Genomic DNA, 22,693 nt, shown 5'->3' with positions numbered 1-22,693 from the left:
CGGTTTCCAGGACGGAGCGGTGTGCCGCTTCACCTATGTCCCGTTCGACAACCTCGTCGAAGATGAAGATCGCTACCAGGTCTTTGCGCAATTCACGGCACAGCTGAGCGATACGGTCACTTTCCAGACCGATGCCCTGTGGGCGAGAAGCGATCTTGAATCGCTCAACTATTCGCCAGCCTTTCCTCCTACTCAGGGCCCGAACGGCTCGGGGTTCCAGTCGGCGTTCACCACCTCGCCGTCGAACCCCGGAGTTTCGGCGTTTCTCGATCAGGTCGGTCTCCCACAATCCTCTCCGACCAACCCGATCGTGAGGGTGACGAACGTGCTGTTCCGCCCGTTCGGGTACCTGGGTAACCCGATTGACGCCGATCCCGATCGCGGAGCGGGGACCGGCGGTGCCAAGAACGAAGCCTGGCGCATCACGGGCGGATTCGATTTCGAACTGGGCAACGACCTGGTCTTCGAAATCGACGGGACCTTCTGGGAATCCAAGCGCGAGGCATTTGCGCCCGGGATCGTCGGTTCGCGTCTCCAGGCAGCGCTCAATGGGTTCGGCGGGGAGAACTGCACGGGTACTACACCCGGTGCAAACGGATGCTCGTACTTCAATCCCTTCGCAAATGCGGGCCCAAGCAATCCTACTCTTGGCCTCAGCAACCCCTTCTACGTGCCGGGTGCGGAGAACTCCGCAGATCTCGTGCGTTGGCTGCAGGTTCCCAACGGCACGGTCGAAGAGGAAGTACAGGTCGTCTTCGACGCGGTTCTTTCCGGTCCAACGGGCATCGAATTGGGCGGAGGCCCGCTGGCCTTCGCTGTGGGTGCACAATACCGCAAGAATGACTATCGCACCGATCCGATCAACGACGAATCCAATCTCGACATCAACCCGTGTTTCATCGAGGGCGACCAATCGTGTATTGGCACCACGACCGAGGGCGTCGGATCATTCATCTTCCTGGGTGGCACCCGTCCGGCGCGGCTTTCGCAAGACGTCTATGCAATCTTTGCAGAGGTGAATGCACCGGTCACCGATCGCCTGGAACTGGCAGGGGCTATCCGCTTCGAAGACTATGGCAGTCCGATCGGCTCGACCATCAATCCGAAGGGGTCGATCCGTTTCGAAGCGACCGATTGGCTGACGCTGCGCGGCTCGATCGGTACGACCTTCCGCGGCCCGCTGGCCGTCAACGTCGCTCCGAACTCGGTAACCGCGTTGCAGGGCTTCACTGCGGCGGGCGGCAACTACAAATCGCTGGACGTGTTCGGCAACCCGAATGACCTCGGACCCGAAACGGCTCTCACCTACAATGCGGGCGTGATTTTCAACGTACCGCTCGGCGAAGCGAGCATGACGTTCAGCGCCGACTATTGGGCGATCAACCTGAAGGACCGTATCACCACCACTCCCGGTGACGCGATCGCCAGCCTCGTCGCCAACGGTCAGACGACGGGCGCCGCTCCGGTCGATTGCTCAAGTCCGCTGGTTGGCCTGATCACATTCAGCAATAATGTCTGTGTCCAGGGTACGACGACCGGCCTCGATATCAGCCGCGTTCGGACCGACTTCGTGAATGGGCCCGACGTCGATATCACCGGCCTCGATTTCGCATTGAATGTCGATGTACCGTTCGGCGAGGCGGTATTCTCGTTTGGCGGAAACGCAGTCTACAATCTGGGCTACGAATTCGACGATTTCGAAGTCCAGGGTGTTCTGGTCCAGGAAGCTTACGACGCGGTCGGTTTCGGAAACTACTTCCGCGACCCGAACACCGTGCCGGAATGGCGTGCAAACGGCTATGCGAACCTGAACTGGGATATGCTCAACGTTCGCTATTCCGTCACTCACATCGACGGTGTGATCGACGACCGTTGCATCAATCGCGATCCCTGCTTCCAGACCTCGCAGGGACCGACCGATTTCGGCATCGAAAGCGGTTCGTACACGCAGCATGACATTGCGGTGACCCTGCAACTCGACCTGGCCGGTGCCGAGGTCGAACTGCAAGGCGCTATCGAGAACTTCACCGACGCGGAGCCTGCCGAAGCGCAGCTGCCACTCGGTTACAATCCGTTCATCGGTAACGCGATCGGTCGCAACTACAGGATCGGGCTACGCACCCGCTTCTGAGCCGTACTTGAGGGCGGGGCGGGCTCGGGTCCGCCTCGCCCCCTTATTTTCAGGACATTCGATGACCTCAGCACAAGCTCCCGCCCAAGGCGCGGACACGGTTAGCCCGCGCGCGCGGCGGGTCACATTGTTCCTCCTGACCGTGACCTATTTCTTCAGCTATATGGACCGGCAAATTCTCGCCATCCTGCTGGAGGATATCAAGGCGGACTTGCTGCTCAACGACACCCAGCTGGGCCTGCTGTCGGGCCTCGCGTTCGCATTGTTCTATGCGACACTCGGCATCCCGGTCGCGGCGCTTGCGGACAGGATGAACCGGGTCAACATCATCTCCATCGCGCTTGCGTTGTGGAGCGGCATGACCGCCGCCTGCGGGCTGGCACAAAACTTCGTCCACCTTTTGCTCGCGCGCATCGGCGTCGGCGTCGGTGAGGCAGGTTCCTCACCGCCCAGCCATTCGATTATCGCAGACCTCTATCCGGCGGAAAAACGCGCGCTTGCCCTATCCATCTATTCCCTCGGCGTGACGCTGGGGGCGGCTGCAGGCCAGATATTCGGCGGCAACCTGACCTATTTCTTCGATTGGCGTGTCGCTTTCTTAGCGATCGGCCTGCCCGGCGTTATCCTCGCGGTGATCGTAAAACTGTATGCGACCGAACCGATGCGTCGGGCGGAACCGGGCGCGGTCGAGGAGACGAAGACCCCATCCATCGGCGCAGGTTTCCGCTCGATCTTCGGCAATCCGGCAGCCGTCTGGCTCGTCGCGGGCGTCACCATAACCTCGATGATCGGATACGCACTGACCGGATGGACCCCGGCCTATCTCATACGCTCATTCGGGCTCAACACTTTGCAGGTCGGCAATATCGTGGCGCCATTACTCGCCATCGCGGGCGTCGCAAGCGGTCTCGGCAGCGGCTGGCTCGCCAACCGATTGTCCGCAAAGTACGGCCTCAAGGCGCAACCGTTGATGGTTGCCGCCCTCAAGACCATCGCCCTGCCGTTTCTGATCTGGTTCTATGTGGCCGACAGCGCGCCCCTCGCGGTGGGCGTCTACTTTATCGCCGTGCTGTTCCAGTCCTGTTACTTGGGACCGACCTTCGCGCTGATCCAGACGCTTGCACCCTTGCGTATGCGTGCCGTCTGGGCTGCCATTACGCTTCTGGTGATCAACCTCATCGGGCTGGGCCTCGGACCGACCATGGTCGGCGTCCTGTCGGACTATTTCACACCGGAATACGGCCAGGAATCGCTTCGCCAGGCACTGTTCGTCATTGCCTGCGCGACGCCGTTCGCCATCTTTTGCTATTGGCGAGCAGCCAAGTGTCTGGAGAAACAGAACCCGCATCGCCCTTCGTCGGAGGCCGGTGTCGCTAACGCCTGAGCCGCCGGGGGCGCATTAGCGCGAGCCTTTAGCTGCAAGATCGCTCTTGTAGTCGATGTCGACAAGCATCCCCGTGCTGGCCGGCTCCATCATCACAGCATCCGGATTGGCCAGGATGCGTGCGCCCCGGTCCCCTCCCAGTTGCCGCAACTGGTCGAATGACTCCCGCCCGAAGGCTGCGGGACATCCCGCATTGCCGTCCGGTTGCCGGGTGAAAACCGGCCCCGTTCTTTCGGCCAGCGCTCTCAAGTGCGTCGGCGCGACCATGGGCATGTCCCCAAGCGTGATGACAATGCGCTGGCTAGCTTTCGCGGCAGCGACTCCCGCCGCGATAGATGTGCCCATTCCCCGGTCTGCATCGGCATTTACCAACGGCTTCCACCGATCTCCCGGCTCTATCGAGGTCCTTGGCGAGTTCACGATGTAGAGGTCCTGGAAACCTGCTTCTTCCGCCGCCATTGCAGCCCAGGTCCACAGCGGCTTGCCTTTGTATTCGGCCAAAAGCTTGTCGCCGCCAAACCGCTCGCTACGCCCTGCGGCGAGCAGGACCAACGCGATGCCGGAGTCAAGCAGCGTCATGCAATCTTTCATAGCGAGAGACCACTTCCGCCAACGCGGACAGGGCGAGCGCATGGGGAGTCTTGCAGGATGGGATCAGGCCAAGGGGGCTATGGATCCGAGCGATTTGCTCCTCCGCCATCCCGCGGCCGGAAAGACCGAGGGTGCGTGCGATGCGGGCATTCTCGCCGCCTTGCGCGCCGATGTAGAAAGCTTCGGATGCAAGGACCTGTTCGAGCAGGGGCAATTCCCACTCGTGATCGTGGAACAGGAACAGGCAAGCCGTCCATCGGTCCGGGCGGCATTCTGCGGCTCGCTGCCCCAATTGAAGGACCGATTTATCGTAAGGTGTGAGCTCGATATCGAGGGCCTTGGCCAAAACCTCGAGATACTCCAACTCTGGCCCTTCGCCGAATGCGGCAATTCGAAGGGAAGGCAGATAGCGGCGCTCCGCAAGGAGACTGTTTTCAGGAAGGGATATGCTCGAAGGCAGACGCTTCTCAAGCTTCATCATCGCCGCGCGACATGTGCCGCGATCGGGTGAGGGATCGACTAGGATGTCCAGACCGCCGCCGCACGGTAGGCGGAAATCGATTTTCTCGGATCCTGCGCCGTAGCGAATTACCGCGGGCTTCCCGAGCTCGCGCATGTCCGAAGCCAGCTGTGCTTCGAGGCATCCATCGGCCAGGCTGCCGATCGTCGAGCCGTCCGGCAACACTGCCAGTTGCGCTCCGATCCTGCGCGAAAAGCTGCCTTCGATACCGACCACCGTACATAGTCCCGCGCCTGCTTCGCACGCTGCGGCAAGCGCCTCGTGATCGGCGCTACGGGGTGCACGGCTGGCCAGCTGGTCGAGCATCAGTCGGGCATCGCCGCCAGCACACGGTCCGGTGTCATCGGGTAGTCGAAGATGCGCGCTCCGCAGGCGTTGTAAATCGCATTTGCAATCGCCGCCGCGCCGCCGCACATGCCGAGTTCGCCGATCCCTTTCGCCTGGATCGGACTCGCGGCCGGGTCCCGCTCTTCGACGAGAACGACTTCGAGGTCCGGCACGTCCCGATGCACGGGCACGTGATATTCGGCGAGATCGCAGTTGACGAGATGTCCGTCGCGCGGGTCGAATTCGAGCGCTTCGGTCAGGGCCACACCGATGCTCCAGGTGATCCCTCCAAGGCATTGTGACCGTGCAGTCTTGTGGTTGAGCACGCGGCCGAAGCCGAATGCGCCCAGCATTCGGTCGACCCGGGTTTCGCCGGTGAAGCGGTTCACCCTCACCTGCGCGAAGAAGGCGCCGAAGCCGGAAGCGGTAAATTCGTCCTTGATGTCGCCCGGTTCGTAATGACCTTCGCGCGACAGGTCTGCGCCGTCGAGCACCGAGACCAGGCTGTCGCCCGAAGCGGCTTTTCCGTTCGACAATTCCAGTTCGGTTTCGTCGACGCCCAGTCGTTGGCCGAGTTCTTCCCTGATCGCCTTGCACGCGACGTATACGGCCGACCCGATCGAGGCAGCGCCCCAGCTTCCACCCGATCCGGGACCGCGCGGATGCTTCGTATCGCCCAGTTCGACCAGCACTTGGGCCGGATCGAGGCCCAGCATCTCACCTGCAAGCTGGGCGAGGATCGTATAGGTCCCCGTACCGATATCGGTCATGTCCGTTTCGACGATGGCACTGCCGTCGGCTTTCAGCGTGACGCGTGCCTTTGCCTCGGCGATATTGTGAACGCGTGCGGCGCTCGCCATGCCGGTGCCCACCCACCACTCGCCCTCGCACGTGTGGCGCGGGCTGCGGGGGGCGCTGTCCCAACCGAATGCGTCGGCCCCCTGCCTGAGGCATTCGGCCAACTTGTGCGATGAGAAGGGCAGGCCCTCTTCCGGGTCTTCTTCAGGAATGTTTGTCAGGCGCAATTCGACCGGGTCGATACCCGCTTTCTCGGCCAGCACATCCATTGCGCCTTCGAGCGCGGGCATGCCGACCGCTTCGCCCGGGGCGCGGACCGACCCTGCGGTCATCTGGTGGATGCGCGCGACCTCGAGCGTCAGGTCACGGTTCTCTCCGCCGTAAAGGAAGTGCGAGGACTGCAGGACCGGCTCTGCAAAAGTTTCTCCGGGCAAGTTGGAGACGAGTGCGTGATGGCCGAAGCCGATCAGCTTTCCGCTCTCATCAGCCGCAAGCCGCAGGCGTTGTGTCGTTTCCGAACGGCGCATCACGCATTGGAACACCTGTTGCCGGGACATGACGACCCGGACCGGCCGCCCGACCTTCTTGGACGCGATGGCAGCTGCGACCACATCTTCGCTGATACCCAGTTTCGATCCGAATCCGCCCCCGACGAAGCGCGAGACGAGACGGACATTTTCCTCTTCCATCCCGAGCGCGTCGGAAAGTTCGGTGATATTGTAGTTCAGCATCTGGAGCGATGCGTAGACAGTCAGCTTGTCGCCGTCCCAATGGGCTATGGATGCGTGTGGCTCCATGGCAGCCGAGGCATGACCCTTGGTGGTATATGTGACATCGACCGAATGGGCAGCAGTCGCCATCGCATGGTCGAGATCGCCTTGCCGGACGGTCTCGTCTTCCTGCTCCTCTGCTTCGACCGCCTGCGGATCGAGCGGCGCACCCGCATCTTCGCGATATTCGACGACAAGATGCTTGGCCGCATGGCGAGCCTGCTCGAAGGTTTCGGCGACGACCAAGGCGATCGGTTGGCCCCAATAGCAGACCGTGCCCGGTTCCTGTTGAGGAGCCTCGTCGGCCGTGCCCTGCGCGGCGCGGGTGGTCATTGCCGGATCGTCGATCACCGCAATAACGCCGGGCATCGATAGCGCGGCGTCCTTGTCGATCGAGACGACCTTGCCCCTCGTGATCGTGGATGTAACCAGCACACCTTCGGCGCAATCGGCGATCGGATATTCGGCGGAATAAGGAGCGGTGCCCGTCACCTTGGGCATGCCCTCGACGCGGGAGATACCCTTGCCGAGAACGCCCTGTTTCATCCCGTCGAGGCGATTGCTGTCGTCGGGCTTGTCTTGCTTGAGATGCACGGTCATGCCGCAGCCTCCGTTGCCTGTTGCAAGACCGCGTGAAGCGTTCGCCGGGCCAGCGGTATCTTGAAGTCGTTTTCACCGTAGCCGCGGGCATCTTCCAGCAGGATGTCGGCGGCCTTATCGAACACATCGTCGGAAGCGACCTTTCCGATGAGAGTTTCGGCAATGCGCTCGTCGTGCCAGGGCTTGTGTGCAAGTCCCCCGAAGGCGAAATCGGCCCGGGTGAATTTGCCATCGTCCATCTCGATGATGGCAGCGACCGACACGAGTGCGAAGGCATAGGAGGATCGTTCGCGAACCTTGCGATAGATCTGCGTTCCGCCGACCGGCGGCGGAAGGGCTACGGAGGTGATGATTTCGCCCGGTTCCAGAACGTTTTCGCGCCAGGGCGTGTCGCCGGGAAGGCAATGGAAATGGCGAACCGGCACCCTGCGCGTATCGCCGCTGGGGGCTGCTATCTCGACCTGCGCATCAAGGGCACTTAGCGCGACTGCCATATCGCCGGGATATGTCGCGATGCATTGGTCGCTGGTCCCCAGCACGGCATGAAGCTTTGCTATGCCGTCAATGGCGCCACAACCGCTTCCCGGTTCGCGCTTGTTGCAGGGCTGGTCGATATTCGTGAAGTAGAAACAGCGCGTACGCTGGCAGAGATTGCCGCCTGTCGTGGCCTTGTTTCGCAACTGCTGGGTCGCGCCAGCGAGTATTGCGCGCGCCAAGACGGGGTAGTCGGTGCGCACCCGCGGGTGAATGGCCGTTTCCGTATTGGTAGCGAGGCCGCCGATCCAAAGACCGCCATCGTCTGTTTCTTCGATCCCACCGAACCCGATGCGATTGATGTCGGCAAGCGCATCGGGCGTTTCGACCTGCAATTTCATGAGGTCCAGCAGGTTGGTCCCGCCCGCGATGGGAATCGCTCCCTCGTCTCGGGTGAGCCGGGCTGCATCTTCCAAGGTCCTGGCGCGCGCGTAGGAAAACGGTCTCATGCGCTCTCCCCCGCCACTTCGCGAATGGCCGCGACGATATTGGCGTAGGCGCCGCAGCGGCAAAGGTTGCCGCTCATGCGTTCGCGGATTTCCTCGCCGGTGGCGGTCATGTCGCCCTCGAGGGTTTCGCTGGCATCGCTGGGCCAGTTGTTGGCAATTTCCTGGAGCATGGCTGTCGCCGAACAAATCTGCCCGGGGGTGCAATAGCCGCACTGGAATCCGTCATGTTCAAGGAAGGCTTTCTGGAGCGCCGATGGATTGTCCGGGGTGCCGAGGCCTTCGATTGTCGTAACCTCGTCGCCATCGTGCATCGCTGCGAGCGTCAGGCAGCTGTTTATCCGGATGCCATTGACGATGACGGTGCAGGCCCCGCACTGGCCATGGTCGCACCCCTTCTTGGTCCCTGTCAGGCCCAGATCGTGGCGGAGGAAATCGAGCAGCGAGGTTCGCGGATCTGTCGGCAGGGGCTGCAGCTTGCCGTTGACGGAAATTGTATCGGACACAAACGCCTCCTTTGCCTTCCTAACTATCGGGAGGCCGACGGTGTCCGATGGCCGGAAAATAATTCACGTCACCGGCTGTTTCTTGGAGTCAGGGGTAGTGAGGGAACGGGTCGAGCGCCGCTCTCGCCTAGCTTGGGCGAGCGATCATCGTTCGTGCATTTTCCTGAAAGGCGACGTCACGGAGCGTGTCTGCCAGCGCGCTCTGGCCCGGCTCGATCATGCTGTCCCCGATCATGACCGATCCGGAGAGCGGCATAACCTGCACTGGCCCTGCAAAGCGGGACTCAATGTCCTGCGAAGGCTGCCCGATAACTTGTGCGAGGGTGAACTGCGGCCCGTCGACCAGCAGGATTTCCTGGTCGGAGGGGACCGTTTGCGAGAGATCGTCGGGATAGGGTTGCCCCTTGGACACCGCCAGACCTTCGTCGAGGTGCAATTCGCGCGGACGACCGTAGTCGTAGAGCCGATAAGTGATGTCGGTATTCTCCTGAACCTCCAGCAATGTCAGTCCCGCACCGAGTGCATGGACCGTGCCTGCCGGGATATAGAAGAAATCGCCGGTTCTGACTTCGCGCCAGTGGAGCAGATCCTCGATCGTGTCATCGAGCGCCGCTGCGCGCATTTCATCTGCAGAAACTTCGCGAACGAAGCCTACTGCCAGCTTGGCGCCAGGCTGCGCGTCGAGGATGAGCCAGCATTCCTCCTTGCCGCACCCGGTCGGGCTGGCTTCCCCGTTGGGGTGCACCTGGACCGACAGCTTTTCATTGGTGAAAAGGTATTTCACAAGAAGTTCGGTCATCGCCGTCGACGGCTGGAACCATATCTCGCCTATCCGCGCCGATTGGTCGTCCCGCGTAAAGGGTGCGGGCAGGTTGTCCATCCCCCACACTTTCTCGACGGTCTTGATCTCAAGGCGTCCCGAACTCATTGGTTTGTCGCCCCTTCCAGCTTCCCGACTCCCTGGGCGTAATCGCGATTGAGGACCAGGATTTCATCCCCGTCGACGACCACGATCGCATTGTCGAAGCCGATCAAGGACACTCGGGGGCCATCCGTGTCGATCATCACCGATTTTGCCGATTTCACTTCGGCCGCGCCGGAGATGATGGTGTCGGAGGAGCCTTGGGCTGAGCGCGCCTCGAACAGCGCATTCCAGTCGCCGATGTCGGACCACCCCATGTCGGCTGCGACCACTGCGGCCTGGGCGGTGTTTTCCATCACGGCGTAATCGACGCTTTCGCCCGCTATTGCGTCAAAGTGCTGCGCGTCGGGATCGAAGCGATTGCCGGACCAGCTGCCGCCTTCGACTGCAAGGGCAACCGCCTTGGCCATATCGGGCCGGTGAGCGGCCAGTTCATCCAGAAATGTGCCTGCCTGGAAGGCGAATATCCCGCCGTTCCAGACGTAGTCGCCGGATGACAGGAATTCCCGCGCGCGTTCGAGATCGGGCTTTTCTACGAACCGCTCGATCCGGTGGCCATTGCCCAAGCTGTCGCCAAGCTTGATGTAGCCGTAACCCGTTGCGGGCCGGTCGGGCGCGATGCCGAAGCTGACGAGATTGCCATCGGCGGCCAGCGATGCGGCGTGGCGTGCGCCGGCAATGAACGCCTGCTCATCGGCGATGTGATGGTCGCTCGGGCAGACCAGCATAATGGCATCGCGCGGTAGCAGGCTTGCCGCGAGCGCGATCGCTGGGGCGGTATTCTTTGCTGCCGGTTCGACGACAAGTCGATGCTCTCCAGCCTGCTCGGCGATGAAACGCGTATGCGCCTCGCCGGCGACGATCATGGGCTGTGCGAAAAGAGAGGAATCCGAAGCACGGTCGAGAGCCTGCTGGAACAGCGTGCGATCGCCAAGCAGAGGGAGGAAGGGTTTGGGGTGGCTGCGGCGGCTGCGAGGCCACAAACGTGTTCCGCTCCCGCCGCTGAGGATAATGGGATGTATCGTTGGCATGATTGGGTGGCGACTAGCAGCGCTTCATGCCCAAGTCATCGTTTACTTGCCTTGGATTGCGACCAGTCGTTACGGCATCGAATATGTTCTCACCCAAGCTTTCCATCTTCGCCCGTTTGCCAGTGCCGGGAGAGGTGAAGACCCGCCTGATACCCGCGATGGGAGAAGAGGGCGCTGCGCGGATTTACGCTCGGTTACTCGCGCACACGGTGCAAACCGCCAAGGACAGTGGACTGGATTTCGAATTGCGAGTCACCGGAGGGGAAATCGCGGCATTCCATGACCTCTTCGGTGCCAATACCGCGGTTGTCGACCAGGGCGAGGGCGATCTGGGTGCGAAAATGGCCGCGGTAGAAGGCCCCGCTCTCCTGATCGGGAGCGATTGCCCCGGTATCAGCGTACCCTTGCTGCAGGCCGCGGACGGTGCGCTGGAAGATCGCAGCGTGGTTCTGGGGCCTGCAAATGACGGGGGCTACTACCTGATCGGATTTCGTGAGCGCATGCCTTTCCTGTTCGAGGATATGGAATGGTCGACTCCCAAGGTCCTGCCGGAAACTCTCGTGCGCCTCGCAGCGCGCGGTATCGGGCCGGCGATACTTCCCGAACTGGCTGATATCGACACGGCCGAAGACCTTGCAGCCTGGCCGGAATACGAATGAGCACCACGCTCCTTGTGCCGGTGCTTGACGAAGCCAAGGCTCTCCCGGCGCTCGTCGCCCGCTTTGCCGAACTTGTGCCGCCGCCTGCCGAAATCCTCCTCGTCGATGGCGGCAGCGTGGATGAAACGGTGCGGATCGCGAGGGATGCAGGATGGCGGATCCTCTCCGCGGAACGGGGCAGGGCCAAACAGATCAACGCGGGTGTCGAAGCTGCTCTGTCGGAGTACGTCTGCGTCGTCCATGCCGATACTCTGCCGCCCTGTGACATGGTGAAAGTCATCGAGAGCACGCTGGCGGATCGCCGTATTGCGCTGGCCAGTTTCACCCCTGTCATCCGCGGACCGGAGAAGATTCGCTGGGGCACGACCCTGCATAACTGGGCCAAGACCTGGTACGCGCCGCTCCTGACCCGGCCGCATCGCTTCTTTCAGGGCGTGCGCCTGCTGTTCGGCGATCACGCGATGTTCTTCCGACGCGAGGACTTCCTGGCCATTGGCGGCTGCACGCCAGGCGATGCGGTAATGGAAGAGGCCGACCTTTGCGTGAAGCTCGCGCGGCTAGGGAAAGTCCGGATGGTCCCGCGCAAGGTCTACACGTCGGACCGCCGAATAGCCGAATGGGGCGCGCTCAAGGCCAACTGGATCTACTTCAAGGTCGGGATGCTGTGGGCGTTCGGCCTGCGTTCGCGCATGGCGAAACACTATCCCGACGTCCGCTAGTCCCGCTTGAGGAAACCCACCTCGATGCAGTGCTGAATGAGACGGCGGATATAGGCGCGCCCGGTTTGCGGGCATTGCATTCCCAGAAATTCGCGCAGGTTTGCATTATCAAAGTGGGGATCGCGCTGGAAGTAGCTCGCGTAAAGTCCGGCCACGCGCTTGAACAACCGCCGCTCCAATGCAGGCAGGGTGGCGGGGTCGAAATTGCGGGGCTCGACCAGCTCCGGTTCCTGGAATTGCGGGAATTCGCCAATGGCGCCAGTGAATTCCGCAACGGGCAGCGGCTGGGCAGAGACGAGATGGAAGGTCTTTCCTGCGGCTTGTTCCATGGCTTGCGCCAGCGCCGCGATGCCCGATGCCACATGATCGATCGGCACAAAGTCGAGCGTTGCGTCCATGCGGGCAGGCATATGTCTCACCCGTCCTTCCGCAATCAGCTTGAACGCAGCATAGGTGGTGTCGAACTGGCGGATCGCCCCGCTCTCATGCGCACCGACAACGATGGAAGGGCGGGCAATCACCCACCTCAGACCTGACGCGCGGACCAGCCGCTCCCCTGCGGCCTTGCTCGCTTCGTAGCCGTTGGCGAAACCGGTCTCCGGCAGAGGATCGCTTTCGAGGATCGTGCCATCCCGCCTGCCGCACACATAGGCAGTCGAAACATGCAGGAAGTCCATTTCGCCTTTCCGGGCGAGCGACAGGGCGTGCTTCGTACCATCCACGTTGACGGCAGCGTAATCGGCTTCTTCGAGGTCGAAGCGTACCGTCGCCGCACAATGGACCAGCAAGTCATGGGATGCGGCTGCTTGGGCAAATTCGTCCTCTCCCCAACCGAATTGAGGATGGGAAACGTCGCCCGCGATCGTCGCGATTTCGACCGGCGATCCGTCGTTGGCGCGGATATCGCGATTACGGTGGACCAGCCCTGTTACCTGGTGTCCCGCACGCACCAGTCGCGCGCAGATCTCGCCGCCGAGAAGGCCGGCCGCGCCAGTGACCAGCACTCTCATGTGCCGCGCTTTTGCATGATGTAACCGATGGGAATTTTCCGCCGAATAGGAAGGATATTGCGAGAAAGTTCGCATCTTCAGCAAATTCGGTTACGGGACAAGCAATGAAATTTACTCATGACGTTATCGTGATCGGGGGCGGAGCCGCTGGCCTTACAGCCGCCGGAGGCTGCGCGCTTTTCGGGCTCGACGTGGCCTTGATCGAAGGCCGCAAGATGGGGGGCGAATGCCTCAACGACGGCTGTGTACCGTCCAAGGCCCTCATCACCGCAGCCAAGCGCGCCGCAGAGGCACGCGACAGCGAACGCTATGGCGTAACGCTCGCCGCGCCGAAGGTGGATTGGAGCGGGGTAAAACGGCACATCCGCGAGGTGATCGCCGCGATCGAACCGCATGACAGCGAAGAACGGTTCGAAGAAATGGGCTGCGAGGTCATTCGCGACTGGGCGCGTGTCACCGGGCCACAATCGGTCGAAGTCGCCGGCCGTACGCTCACCGCACCGCGCATCGTGATCGCGACCGGGTCCAAACCCGCCGTGCCCCCCATCGATGGCGTCGACGAGGTGCCTTACCTCACTAACGAGAACATCTTCGACATCGAGGAGCTGCCCGATCATCTCGTAATCGTTGGTGGCGGTGTGATCGGGATGGAGATGGCGCAGGCTTTCCGGCGCCTTGGCAGCGCGGTGACCGTGGTGGAACCGGGCGAGCTAATGGGCCGCGACGACCGCGAAAGTGTCGCCATCGTGCGCGAGACGATGGAAAGCGAAGGTGTACGCTTCGTCAAAGGCCTGGCTTCTGCTGTGAAAGGCTCTACCGGAGCCGTCGAGTTGACGGTCGGCGATGAAACAATCGCCGGCTCCCACCTCCTGATTGCCACTGGCCGCTTGGCCAATTGCAGGGGCTTCGGTCTGGAAGACATCGGCGTCGAGATGGGGAAGGGCGGGATCATCACCGACCAGCGCCGCCGCACTTCGGTTAAGGGCATCTATGCTATCGGTGATTGCCGCGATGGTCCCCGTCTCACCCATGTGTCGGGCTATGAAGGTTCCAACGTGGCGCTCGAAATCACACTCGGCGTGCCGACCAAGGTGGATTACACCGCGCTTCCCTGGTGCACCTATACAGAGCCGGAAGTAGCCCAGATCGGTCTCACCGAAACCGAAGCGCGCGAAAAACACGGCGATGCGATACGCGTCGTGACCGAAAGCTTCCACGACAACGAACGCGCCCTGACCGAAGGCAATGACAAGGGCCAGGTGAAGGTCATGTTCAAGGGCAAGAAGGTGGTCGGCGCCAGCCTTGTCGGAAAGAACGTGGGCGAGTTGCTCCTGCCGTTCAGCCAGACGATTACCGGCAAGAGCAGCACATTCGCACTCGGATCAGCGATCATCGCCTATCCGACACGAAGCGAGATTACGAAGGCCACCGCATTTCAGGCGTGGGAGCCAACGGTCTTCGGTCCGATCCCGAAGAAATGGGCTGGTTTCCTCGCCTCGTTGCGCCGCCGGCTGGGATGAGCAGGCAAGCCAAGATGCGCAACGCCCCCGTGGGGCCGTCCCCGTTCGCCGTCGAAGGTGAGCGACTGCCGGCGGAGAAGTTTTCCGATCCGCAATGGACGGCCAAGGGCGAGCCGCGCGCAAGCGTTCCCCTGTCGCGGCTGGACACGCTGTGGCTGAACACCGGGACGCTGTGCAATCTCGCCTGCGCGACCTGTTACATCGAGAGCAGCCCCACCAACGACGCGCTGATATACCTCGGCGCCGATGACGCCCCCCGCTTCCTCGACGAAGCGGAGGCAATGGGGACGCGCGAGATCGGGTTTACCGGGGGCGAACCCTTCATGAACCCCGACTTCCCGGCGATGCTGCAAGACAGCCTCGCGCGGGGCTTCGAGGTCCTGATACTCACGAACGCCATGCGGCCCATGCGACGGCACGAGGCGCTGTTGCTGGACCTGCTCGACACCTATCGCGAGAAGCTGACTTTACGGGTTAGCCTCGATCACCATACGCAGGCCGTTCACGAGGGCGAACGCGGGGCGAACAGCTGGGCACCTGCGATGGACGGGTTGGCGTGGCTGTCGGCGAAGGGTTTTTCGATCGCTGTCGCGGGTCGCCTGCTGCCGATGGAGGGCGAGCAGGATTCGCGCGCAAACTACGCGCGCCTGTTCGAGACCGAGGGGATAGCTATCGACGCGTTCGATCCCGCTCGGCTCGTGCTCTTCCCCGAAATGGACGCAGGCAAGGACATCGCCGAGATCTCGACCGGGTGCTGGGACATACTCGGCAAGTCTCCGTCCGATATCATGTGCGCAAGCAGCCGCATGGTGGTCCACCGCAAGGGCAGGGACGCGCCGGAAGTCGCAGCCTGCACGCTGATCCCGTACGATCCGGATTTCCTGCTCGGCGCTACACTTGAAGAGGCCAGACAGGATGTCGCTCTCAACCATCCCCATTGCGCGCGCTTCTGCGTTCTGGGCGGGGCCAGCTGCTCGGCCTAGGAGCTTATCTGTCGCATGGTCGTTGGTGGGCCATGTTCTTCGATGAAAAATGGCTCGATATTGCCGCGCGCGGCTCCATCCTCACCGCCTTGGCATTGGTCTGGATAGTCCTGCTGATCCGCATTGTCGGATTGCGGTCGCTGTCGAAGATGACCAATTTCGATTTCGTGATGACGGTCGCCCTCGGCTCGTTGCTGGCCAGTGCGAGCCAGGTCACCGAATGGGGCGCCTATGTCCAGATTCTTGTCGGGATCGCGATGCTGTTTGTCGTACAGGTTTCCGCGGCTGTCCTGCGGCGCCAGTCGGAGAGTATCGAGGCGGCCATCCAGAATTGCCCTGTCTATTTGATGCGCGACGGCGTGATTGACGAAGAAGCGCTCGCCAAGACGCGCGTGGCGCACAGCGACCTGATCGCGAAACTGCGCGAAGCCAATGTCATGCATTTCGACGAAGTCCGCGCAGTCGTCCTGGAAGCGACCGGCGACGTTTCGGTTCTGCACGGCGAGACGCTCGACGAGCGCCTCACCCAGGATGTCGAGGAAGCCTAGAGGGTATTCTTGTCGAGGTATTTGGCCAGCGCCACACCGCCCGTGATCAGGAACGGCACGAGGACGATGCTGAGGGCGACCTTCGCCAGGACCTGCCCGATCAGCAGCGGTGTGATGTCGAACTGGCCGTAGAACGCCAGCGTCACGAAGATTACCGAATCGATTGCCTGGCTCAGCGCGGATGCGATCGCACCACGGGCCATGAGCCCCAGCGTATTGGCTTCTCCGGTGCCGCGCAGGCGGGAGAAAATCCACACGTTGAGGAGCAGCGAGACGATATATGCAGCGGGCCCTGCGGCCATGATACGCGGCGTCTGGGCAAGGACGGTGTTGAACGCGTCGAGATCGGTGCTGCGATATGCCAGCATTTCCGGCGAGGCCGGGAGCGACATGACCAGTAAGATCAGCGCCGCCGACACGGCCAGCGGTAGGAAACCCCACCATACCAGCCTGCGCGCCAGTTTCTCTCCGTAGAGCTGTGCGATCGTGCTCGAGATAACGACCAGGCCGAGAAAGGCGAAGATGCCCGATTCGACAGCCAGCTGGGTCGGCCAGAGCTGCACCTGCTTGAACGCAAGGACGCCCGCGATAACGGTCAGGCCGCCATACAGCACGAGGAATACGAATAGGCCCAGCGGCATTGCTGCTGCGGCAAGGCGGGATTCATTAGCCGGTTGGTCGGTCATGTCTGGATTGGGCCGATCTTATCAAACTGGTGACAGCCGAAGCTGGCGGAGCGCGCGAAAATTGACTAAGCGGAGCCGCCGCGCAAGGTAGCGGCTGATTTCATCCGCAACTAGTCGCATCGCGAAGGGGTCCGCAATGCCGCCTTTCATAATTAATATTCTCGGTATCCTCGCGATACTTTTCATCGCCTTCCTGATCTCGACAGGCAAGCGCCGCATCAAGCTGCGTGTCGTCGGGGCAGCCTTCGCGCTCCAGGCGTTGATGGCCTTGCTGGTCTTGCGCACCCCTTGGGGCGTCGAGGCGATCGAGGCGATGTCGAACGGCGTCATCGCACTGCTCGATTATTCGAAGGCCGGTATCACCGCGATCTTCGGCCCGATGGAAGCGAACCCCTTCACCAACACATTCGTGATTGCCGCTCTTCCGGTCATCATCTTCTTCGCAGCCCTGGTCTCGATCCTCTACCACTGGGGCATCATGCAGCGCCTGGTGCGATGGGTCGGCGGTGCGATCGGCTGGATCACCGGCATCAGCAAGGTGGAAGCGCTGGGCAGCGCGGCGAATATTTTCGTCGGCCAGTCCGAAAGCCCACTGGTTGTACGCCCCTATCTCGCCTCGCTCACGCCAAGCCGCCTGTTCACGCTTATGAGCGTCGGCATGGCCGGCGTCGCAGGCACGATCCTGGCAGCCTACGCCAGCTTCATCGGTGCCGAGGCGGTGCCGTTCCTGCTGGCCGCCGCCTTCATGTCCGCACCTGGCGGCATCCTGATGGCCAAGATCATCATGCCCGACGACGAGAGCGATCTGGCAAAGGACGCGGCAGAACTGTCGGATGTGAAGCTGCCCGATGCGCGCATCAGCGGCGACGGACCCGCGGCCCTCACCGAAAGCGGCCGCCCGCACGAAGTCGAAGTGGCCGAGACATTCGAAGAGGGCCACAAACCCGCGAACGTCATCGAAGCAGCTGCGCAAGGTACGCAGACCGGTGTGAAACTTGCCGTCGCCGTCGGCGCGATGGTCATGGTTTTCGTGGCGCTGGTGGCTCTTGCGAACGGCATACTCGGCGGTATCGGCGGCTGGTTCGGTTATCCCGATATCAGCTTCCAGCAATTGCTCGGCTTTGTGTTCGCTCCGGTCATGTACCTCATCGGCATTCCGTGGGACCAGGCGGGGGCGGCTGGCGGGCTGTTCGGCACGAAGATCGTGCTCAACGAATTCGTCGCCTTCATCCAGCTTGGTGGAATGGACGCCGGCATGCTGACCGATCGCAGCCGCGCAATCGTGACATTCGCGCTGTGTGGTTTCGCGAATTTCAGCTCCATTGCGATCCAGATGGCGGTGACGGGCGGCCTTGCGCCAAATCAAAGACCCGTCATCGCAAAACTCGGTATCCGCGCGCTCGCCGCCGGTAGCCTAGCCAATCTGATGAGCGCAGCACTGGCGGGACTCTTCCTGCCGTATTAAGGGCCGCATTCATTATGACCGACTCGAACACCGATATTGCGGTTGTGTCACTGGCACAGCCGCTCGCATCCATTGCCGACGAACTGGGCCGTAGCTTCCAGGAATACGGCTTCGCCGTGGTCCGCGATCACGGCATCCCGCAGGACCTGATCGACCGGGCCGAAGATATGTCGAAGCAATTCTTCGCCCTGCCTGACGATGTGAAGAAAGCTTATCACATCCCGGGTGGTGGCGGCGCGCGCGGCTATACGCCCTTCGGCACGGAGAAGGCGAAGGACGCCAACGTCCACGACCTGAAGGAATTCTGGCACGTTGGACGCGAACTGCCCGAAGGACATCCTCTTTCGCAATTCATGGCCGACAATGTCTGGCCCAGTGAAGTTGACGGTTTCCGCCAGACTTTCAGCGAGCTCTACGCCGCCTTCGAAGAGGCGGGCGGGCGCGTGCTGGAAGCGATTGCGCTTCACCTCGGCCTGCCGCAGGACTTCTTCGCCGCGACTGTCGAAGACGGCAATTCCGTGATGCGCCTGCTGCGCTACCCGCCGCTCGAAGGCAAGGAAGCCGAAGGCGCGATCCGCGCGGCTGCGCACGGCGACATCAACACCATCACCCTCCTACTCGGTGCGGAAGAGGCGGGTCTCGAATTGCTGACCAAGCAGGACGAGTGGAAGGCTGTCGACGTGCCCGAAGGTGCGCTGGTCATCAATGTCGGCGACATGCTCGACCGCCTGACCAACGGCAAGCTGCGCTCGACGACGCATCGCGTGGTCAACCCGCGCGGCGAAGCGGCCTATCGGGCGCGCTACTCGATGCCGTTCTTCCTGCATTTCCGGCCCGATTACACGATCGAGACGCTGGAAAGCTGCATCGACCCGGAGCGCCCCGATGCGCATCCCGAACCGATTTCGAGCCATGATTTCCTGATGCAGCGCTTGCGCGAGATCAATCTGGCCTGATTGCTGCGGCGCAACAAATCTCGAAAGGGAAATTGCGCCGCCGCACATCAATTCATAAAAATTTCCCCGGTGATGCAATTTTGCAACGCACCTAAGCTTCTGTTTTTCAACGCTTAACCGGTAAGTGTTGCCATGGTGAATCAGGGGTGTGGGTTGCTGTCTTGACTCTGTCATAAAACCACCGCTTTGCGGAAACATGCACGGCCTAGCGGGGCTGGGCTTCCAACAAAGCAAATTCACACCCGAAGAGACGAAGGGGTCTTCTCGATGAAGTTCAAATATCTTCTCGCGGCCAGCGCGGTCAGCCTCACGGCTACCGCTGGGATGGTCGCTGCTCCTGCTGCTGCGCAGGAAGTTACCTCGGCCATCCAGGGCGTCGTTACAACCGAAACAGGCGATCCGGTTCCGGGTGCCGAAGTCGTGTTGACCGACACGCGTACCGGTCGCGAGACCCGCGTGCAGACGACCGCCAGCGGCTCGTTCAGCTTCCGCAACCTTGAAGTCGGTGGTCCGTTCACCGTCGTTGCCAACGCGGCAGGCTATCAGGGTGAGCAAGCAGAGGGCGTCTTCGTCACGCTGTCCGACACGGCATCGCTCCGTTTCGAACTGGCATCGGCGACCGCAGTCGAAAGCGAAGACGTCATCATCGTTACTGCACAGTCGATCATGACCAGCCCCCGCGCGCTCGGCCCGGGCAGCGCCTTCGGTCTCGAAGTTCTAGAAGAACAGCCCTCGCTCAACCGCGACATCCGCGACGTCATCCAGACCGACCCCCGTGTTGTCCTTGACTCGTCCTTCCCGGACAGTTCTTCGAACCGCGGTACGGTTTCTTGCCTCGGTGCCTCGACCCGCGTGAACTCGCTGACCGTCGACGGCGTTCGCCAGGATGACGGCTTCGGCCTCAACGACTCCGGCTTCCCGAGCGAATCTCAGCCCTTCCCGTTCGAAGCACTTTCGGCCGTTTCGGTCGAATTCGCTCCGTTCGACGTCCAGTACGGTTTGTTTTCGGGTTGTAACATCAACGTTGTCACCAAGTCGGGCACCAACGAATTTCACGGCGGCGCCTTCTTCTACTATAACGACGACAGCCTCGTCGGGAACACGGTAGACGGAGAAGAGGTCAGCCTCGGAACTTTCGAGACCAAAAAATACGGCGCATACGTCGGTGGCCCGATCATCCGCGATCGCCTCTTCTTCCACATGACCTACGACCGCGAAGACGGCACTGCCGGCCTCGACGATGGTCCGGCCGGTTCGGGCTTCACCAACGAAGCCGACGAGATTACGCAGGCCGAAATCGCCGAGATCCAGCAGATCATGCAGGATGTCTACGGCTATGAGGCTGGCACCATTCTGTCGTCGATCCCGCGCAGCACGGAACGTTTCCTTGCGCGTCTCGATGCCAACATCTCCGACGATCACCGCGTTGCGTTCAACTACCAGCGCACCCGCGAAGACTTCGTGACTCCGCAGAATACCAATGCGCGCTTCAACGAACTCGGCCTGTCGTCGAACTACTACCAGTCGGGTAACGAGATCGACTCCTACTCGCTGCGTTTCTTCAGCGACTGGTCGGACAATTTCTCGACCGAAGTCCGTCTCTCGCGCATCGAGAACAAGGACCTCCAGGACAGCCTCAACGGTGTCGACTTCCAGCAGTTCGAAGTCGTGACCCCGAGCGGCGGTTCGGTCTTCCTCGGCCCCGACAGTTTCCGTCAGGCGAACGACCTGCGCACCAAGACCACCCAGGCGAAGGTTGCCGGTTTCCTCACCGCAGGCGATCACACCTTCACCATCGGCGGTGAATATGACAACTTCGACGTCTTCAACCTGTTCATCCAGGATGCGAACGGCACCGCCGTGTTCGACAGCTTCGATGCGCTGCGCAACCAGACGCCGGACGATTTCGACTTCCGTGGCTCGCCCACGGGCAACCGCGACGATGCGGCAGCGATCTTCGATCGTTCGATCTTCAGCTTCTACATCCAGGACGAGTGGCTCGCCACGCCGGCCCTGACGCTGCAGGCCGGCCTCCGCTACGACTTCTATGATGGTAACGGTCGTCCGGTTTACAACGAGACCTTCGTTGAGCGTTATGGTTTTTCCAACTCGAACGCTTTCGACAAGCTCGATGTGCTGCAGCCGCGCTTCGGCTTCCGCTACGACGCAGGCAATCTGGGCCTCGCAGGTGACACGGTCATCCGTGGCGGCGTCGGCATCTTCTCGGGCGGTGACCCGTCCGTGATCTTCTCCAATAGCTTCACCAACAACGGTGTCGCTCTGGACGATATCGACGAACGCGACCTGCCTGATGGCTTCACCACCGACGGCTTCAGCCCGCCGACTGGCGCGCAGGCCCTGCTGGTTGCGGGTGACGGCGAAGTGAACGCCATCGATCCCGACTTCGAAATCCCGCGCTTCCTGCGTGCGAACCTCGGCTTCGACCACATCTTCGACTTTGGCCCGCGCCTGATGCTCGACTATATCTACTCGAAGTCGTACGATCCGCTCTTCGTGCAGGATTTGACTTTGGCACAGACCGGTACTGCCCCCGACGGCCGTCCGCTCTATCGCCAGGTCGATTTTTCCGACCCGGATTGCGCCACCAACCCCGGCGTCTCGTCGGTCTGCCGCGGTCGCTTCACCAGCGACTATCTGCTGACCAATGGCGAAGGCGGCGAAGCGCATGTCTTTAGCGCATCGCTTAGCGATCGCTGGTATCAGGACAACGGCCCGCTCGGCATCGGAGGTAGCTGGACGCTCGCATATTCGTTCCAGGATGCGACCGAAATCCAGCCGCTCACCTCGAGCCGTGCCGTTTCGAACTACGGCAACTTCTCGAAGATCGACGTGAACAACCCGGAAGCCGGCAATGCAAACGCATCGCGTGCGCACAACGCCATCTTCCGGTTGAACCTGGAGAAGGACTTCTTCGGTGAGAACACCACCGACCTGACCTTCTTCCTGAAGTATCGCAGCGGTCAGCCTTACAGCTACAACTTCGACACTTCGGTTGCTCGCGGCTTCTTCTGCTCGGACGGCACGGACATCAACCCGTTCGGCGACAGCCGCTGCTTCGAAGACCGTGTGCTCCTCTACGTGCCGGCTGAAGGTGATGCGAATGTTACCTATGCCGACGGCTTCGACCTTGAGGCGTTCAACTCGTTTATCGCCGAAAGCGGCCTCGACGAGTATCGCGGTCAGATTGTCGGCCGTAACGAGTTCCGCTCGGACGATTACTGGGATCTGGACCTGCGTCTGTCGCAGGAACTCCCCGGTTTCTTTGGCAGTGACCGGTTCAAGTTCATCTTCGACGTCGAGAATGCTTTGAACCTGATCAACAGCAGCTGGAATACGCTGCGCCAGGTTGGCTTCGAGTATAATCAGCCGGTGGTTGCGACGACGATCGATCCCGTGACAGGAAACTACGTTTTCGAATCGTTCGATGACCCGCGTGACCCGGATACTGGCGAAATCGAGCAGCGGGCGGCGCGCTCGCCGTCAGTATGGCAGATCCAGTTCGGTCTGACCTACGAGTTCTAATTACTAGTATCCCGTAATATCGAAGGGCGGCTCCCACAGCGGGG

Annotated in this window: 19 protein-coding genes; 10 read left to right on the top strand and 9 right to left on the bottom strand. The window is 61.5% G+C overall.

Annotation, left to right across the window (positions count from 1 at the left end; all coding sequences use genetic code 11):
- Positions 1 to 19: 19 nt before the first annotated feature.
- Positions 20 to 2,131, top strand: a complete 2,112-nt coding sequence (locus tag CVE41_RS05215) for a TonB-dependent receptor domain-containing protein (protein WP_100259700.1) — start codon at positions 20 to 22, stop codon at positions 2,129 to 2,131.
- 61 nt (positions 2,132 to 2,192) lie between these two features.
- Positions 2,193 to 3,515: a spinster family MFS transporter gene (locus tag CVE41_RS05210; RefSeq protein ID WP_100259699.1), complete on the top strand. Its 1,323-nt coding sequence runs from the start codon at positions 2,193 to 2,195 to the stop codon at positions 3,513 to 3,515.
- Between the two features lie 15 nt (positions 3,516 to 3,530).
- Here the strand turns inward: CVE41_RS05210 and CVE41_RS05205 are convergent, their stop codons facing one another.
- The 7 genes from CVE41_RS05205 to CVE41_RS05175 all read right to left on the bottom strand — a co-directional run bounded on the left by CVE41_RS05205 (position 3,531) and on the right by CVE41_RS05175 (position 10,560).
- Positions 3,531 to 4,094, bottom strand: coding sequence for a nucleotidyltransferase family protein (locus CVE41_RS05205; protein ID WP_157799415.1), 564 nt, complete (start codon positions 4,092 to 4,094; stop codon positions 3,531 to 3,533).
- Positions 4,081 to 4,932, bottom strand: a complete 852-nt coding sequence (locus tag CVE41_RS05200; RefSeq protein WP_100259697.1) for an XdhC family protein — start codon at positions 4,930 to 4,932, stop codon at positions 4,081 to 4,083. Before CVE41_RS05200 ends, CVE41_RS05205 begins: the two co-directional genes overlap by 14 nt.
- A complete protein-coding gene (locus CVE41_RS05195) occupies positions 4,932 to 7,121 on the bottom strand; it encodes a xanthine dehydrogenase family protein molybdopterin-binding subunit (protein WP_100259696.1) in 2,190 nt (729 codons plus the stop codon). Before CVE41_RS05195 ends, CVE41_RS05200 begins: the two co-directional genes overlap by 1 nt.
- Positions 7,118 to 8,104, bottom strand: coding sequence for an FAD binding domain-containing protein (locus CVE41_RS05190; protein WP_100259695.1), 987 nt, complete (start codon positions 8,102 to 8,104; stop codon positions 7,118 to 7,120). The genes CVE41_RS05195 and CVE41_RS05190 overlap by 4 nt, the downstream gene beginning before the upstream one ends.
- Complete coding sequence (locus CVE41_RS05185; RefSeq protein WP_100259694.1) at positions 8,101 to 8,607, bottom strand: 2Fe-2S iron-sulfur cluster-binding protein; 507 nt, start codon at positions 8,605 to 8,607, stop codon at positions 8,101 to 8,103. Before CVE41_RS05185 ends, CVE41_RS05190 begins: the two co-directional genes overlap by 4 nt.
- A gap of 127 nt (positions 8,608 to 8,734) precedes the next feature.
- Positions 8,735 to 9,535 carry a class I mannose-6-phosphate isomerase gene (locus CVE41_RS05180; RefSeq protein WP_100259693.1) on the bottom strand — a complete coding sequence of 267 codons (801 nt, stop codon included), beginning with the start codon at positions 9,533 to 9,535 and terminating at the stop codon, positions 8,735 to 8,737.
- Positions 9,532 to 10,560: a mannose-1-phosphate guanylyltransferase gene (locus tag CVE41_RS05175; protein WP_100259692.1), complete on the bottom strand. Its 1,029-nt coding sequence runs from the start codon at positions 10,558 to 10,560 to the stop codon at positions 9,532 to 9,534. Before CVE41_RS05175 ends, CVE41_RS05180 begins: the two co-directional genes overlap by 4 nt.
- 83 nt (positions 10,561 to 10,643) lie before the next feature.
- Between CVE41_RS05175 and CVE41_RS05170 the strand changes: the two genes are divergently transcribed.
- Positions 10,644 to 11,219 (top strand): TIGR04282 family arsenosugar biosynthesis glycosyltransferase, encoded by a 576-nt coding sequence (locus CVE41_RS05170; RefSeq protein ID WP_100259691.1) that lies wholly within the window; start codon positions 10,644 to 10,646, stop codon positions 11,217 to 11,219.
- Complete coding sequence (locus CVE41_RS05165) at positions 11,216 to 11,938, top strand: glycosyltransferase (RefSeq protein ID WP_100259690.1); 723 nt, start codon at positions 11,216 to 11,218, stop codon at positions 11,936 to 11,938. The genes CVE41_RS05170 and CVE41_RS05165 overlap by 4 nt, the downstream gene beginning before the upstream one ends.
- On the opposite strand, the gene CVE41_RS05160 is transcribed toward CVE41_RS05165, so the two are convergent.
- A complete protein-coding gene (locus CVE41_RS05160; protein ID WP_100259689.1) occupies positions 11,935 to 12,948 on the bottom strand; it encodes an SDR family oxidoreductase in 1,014 nt (337 codons plus the stop codon). The genes CVE41_RS05165 and CVE41_RS05160 overlap by 4 nt on opposite strands.
- A 104-nt stretch (positions 12,949 to 13,052) precedes the next feature.
- On the opposite strand from CVE41_RS05160, the gene CVE41_RS05155 reads away from it, so the two are divergent.
- Genes CVE41_RS05155 through CVE41_RS05145 form a run of 3 tightly spaced genes read left to right on the top strand, consistent with a single transcriptional unit; the run spans position 13,053 to position 15,999 of the window.
- Positions 13,053 to 14,468 (top strand): dihydrolipoyl dehydrogenase family protein, encoded by a 1,416-nt coding sequence (locus tag CVE41_RS05155; protein ID WP_100259688.1) that lies wholly within the window; start codon positions 13,053 to 13,055, stop codon positions 14,466 to 14,468.
- On the top strand, positions 14,465 to 15,451 hold the full coding sequence (locus CVE41_RS05150) for a radical SAM protein (protein ID WP_100259687.1): 987 nt from the start codon (positions 14,465 to 14,467) through the stop codon (positions 15,449 to 15,451). The genes CVE41_RS05155 and CVE41_RS05150 overlap by 4 nt, the downstream gene beginning before the upstream one ends.
- Before the next feature lie 32 nt (positions 15,452 to 15,483).
- Entirely contained in the window at positions 15,484 to 15,999 is a 516-nt protein-coding gene (locus CVE41_RS05145) for a DUF421 domain-containing protein (RefSeq protein ID WP_100259686.1), read from the top strand.
- On the opposite strand, the gene CVE41_RS05140 is transcribed toward CVE41_RS05145, so the two are convergent.
- Positions 15,996 to 16,685: a queuosine precursor transporter gene (locus tag CVE41_RS05140; RefSeq protein ID WP_100259685.1), complete on the bottom strand. Its 690-nt coding sequence runs from the start codon at positions 16,683 to 16,685 to the stop codon at positions 15,996 to 15,998. The two genes, CVE41_RS05145 and CVE41_RS05140, sit on opposite strands and share 4 nt — an antisense overlap.
- Before the next feature lie 136 nt (positions 16,686 to 16,821).
- On the opposite strand from CVE41_RS05140, the gene CVE41_RS05135 reads away from it, so the two are divergent.
- The 3 genes from CVE41_RS05135 to CVE41_RS05125 all read left to right on the top strand — a co-directional run bounded on the left by CVE41_RS05135 (position 16,822) and on the right by CVE41_RS05125 (position 22,649).
- Positions 16,822 to 18,150 carry a NupC/NupG family nucleoside CNT transporter gene (locus tag CVE41_RS05135; RefSeq protein ID WP_100259684.1) on the top strand — a complete coding sequence of 443 codons (1,329 nt, stop codon included), beginning with the start codon at positions 16,822 to 16,824 and terminating at the stop codon, positions 18,148 to 18,150.
- A gap of 14 nt (positions 18,151 to 18,164) precedes the next feature.
- Positions 18,165 to 19,106: an isopenicillin N synthase family dioxygenase gene (locus tag CVE41_RS05130; protein ID WP_100259683.1), complete on the top strand. Its 942-nt coding sequence runs from the start codon at positions 18,165 to 18,167 to the stop codon at positions 19,104 to 19,106.
- A gap of 267 nt (positions 19,107 to 19,373) precedes the next feature.
- A complete protein-coding gene (locus CVE41_RS05125) occupies positions 19,374 to 22,649 on the top strand; it encodes a TonB-dependent receptor (RefSeq protein ID WP_100259682.1) in 3,276 nt (1,091 codons plus the stop codon).
- The last annotated feature ends 44 nt before the right edge of the window (positions 22,650 to 22,693 follow it).

This window comes from Qipengyuania seohaensis, from assembly GCF_002795865.1.
Lineage (GTDB): Bacteria > Pseudomonadota > Alphaproteobacteria > Sphingomonadales > Sphingomonadaceae > Qipengyuania > Qipengyuania seohaensis.
Note: the sequence above shows the minus strand (reverse complement) of the source record. Positions and strands in the feature narration are given on the sequence as shown.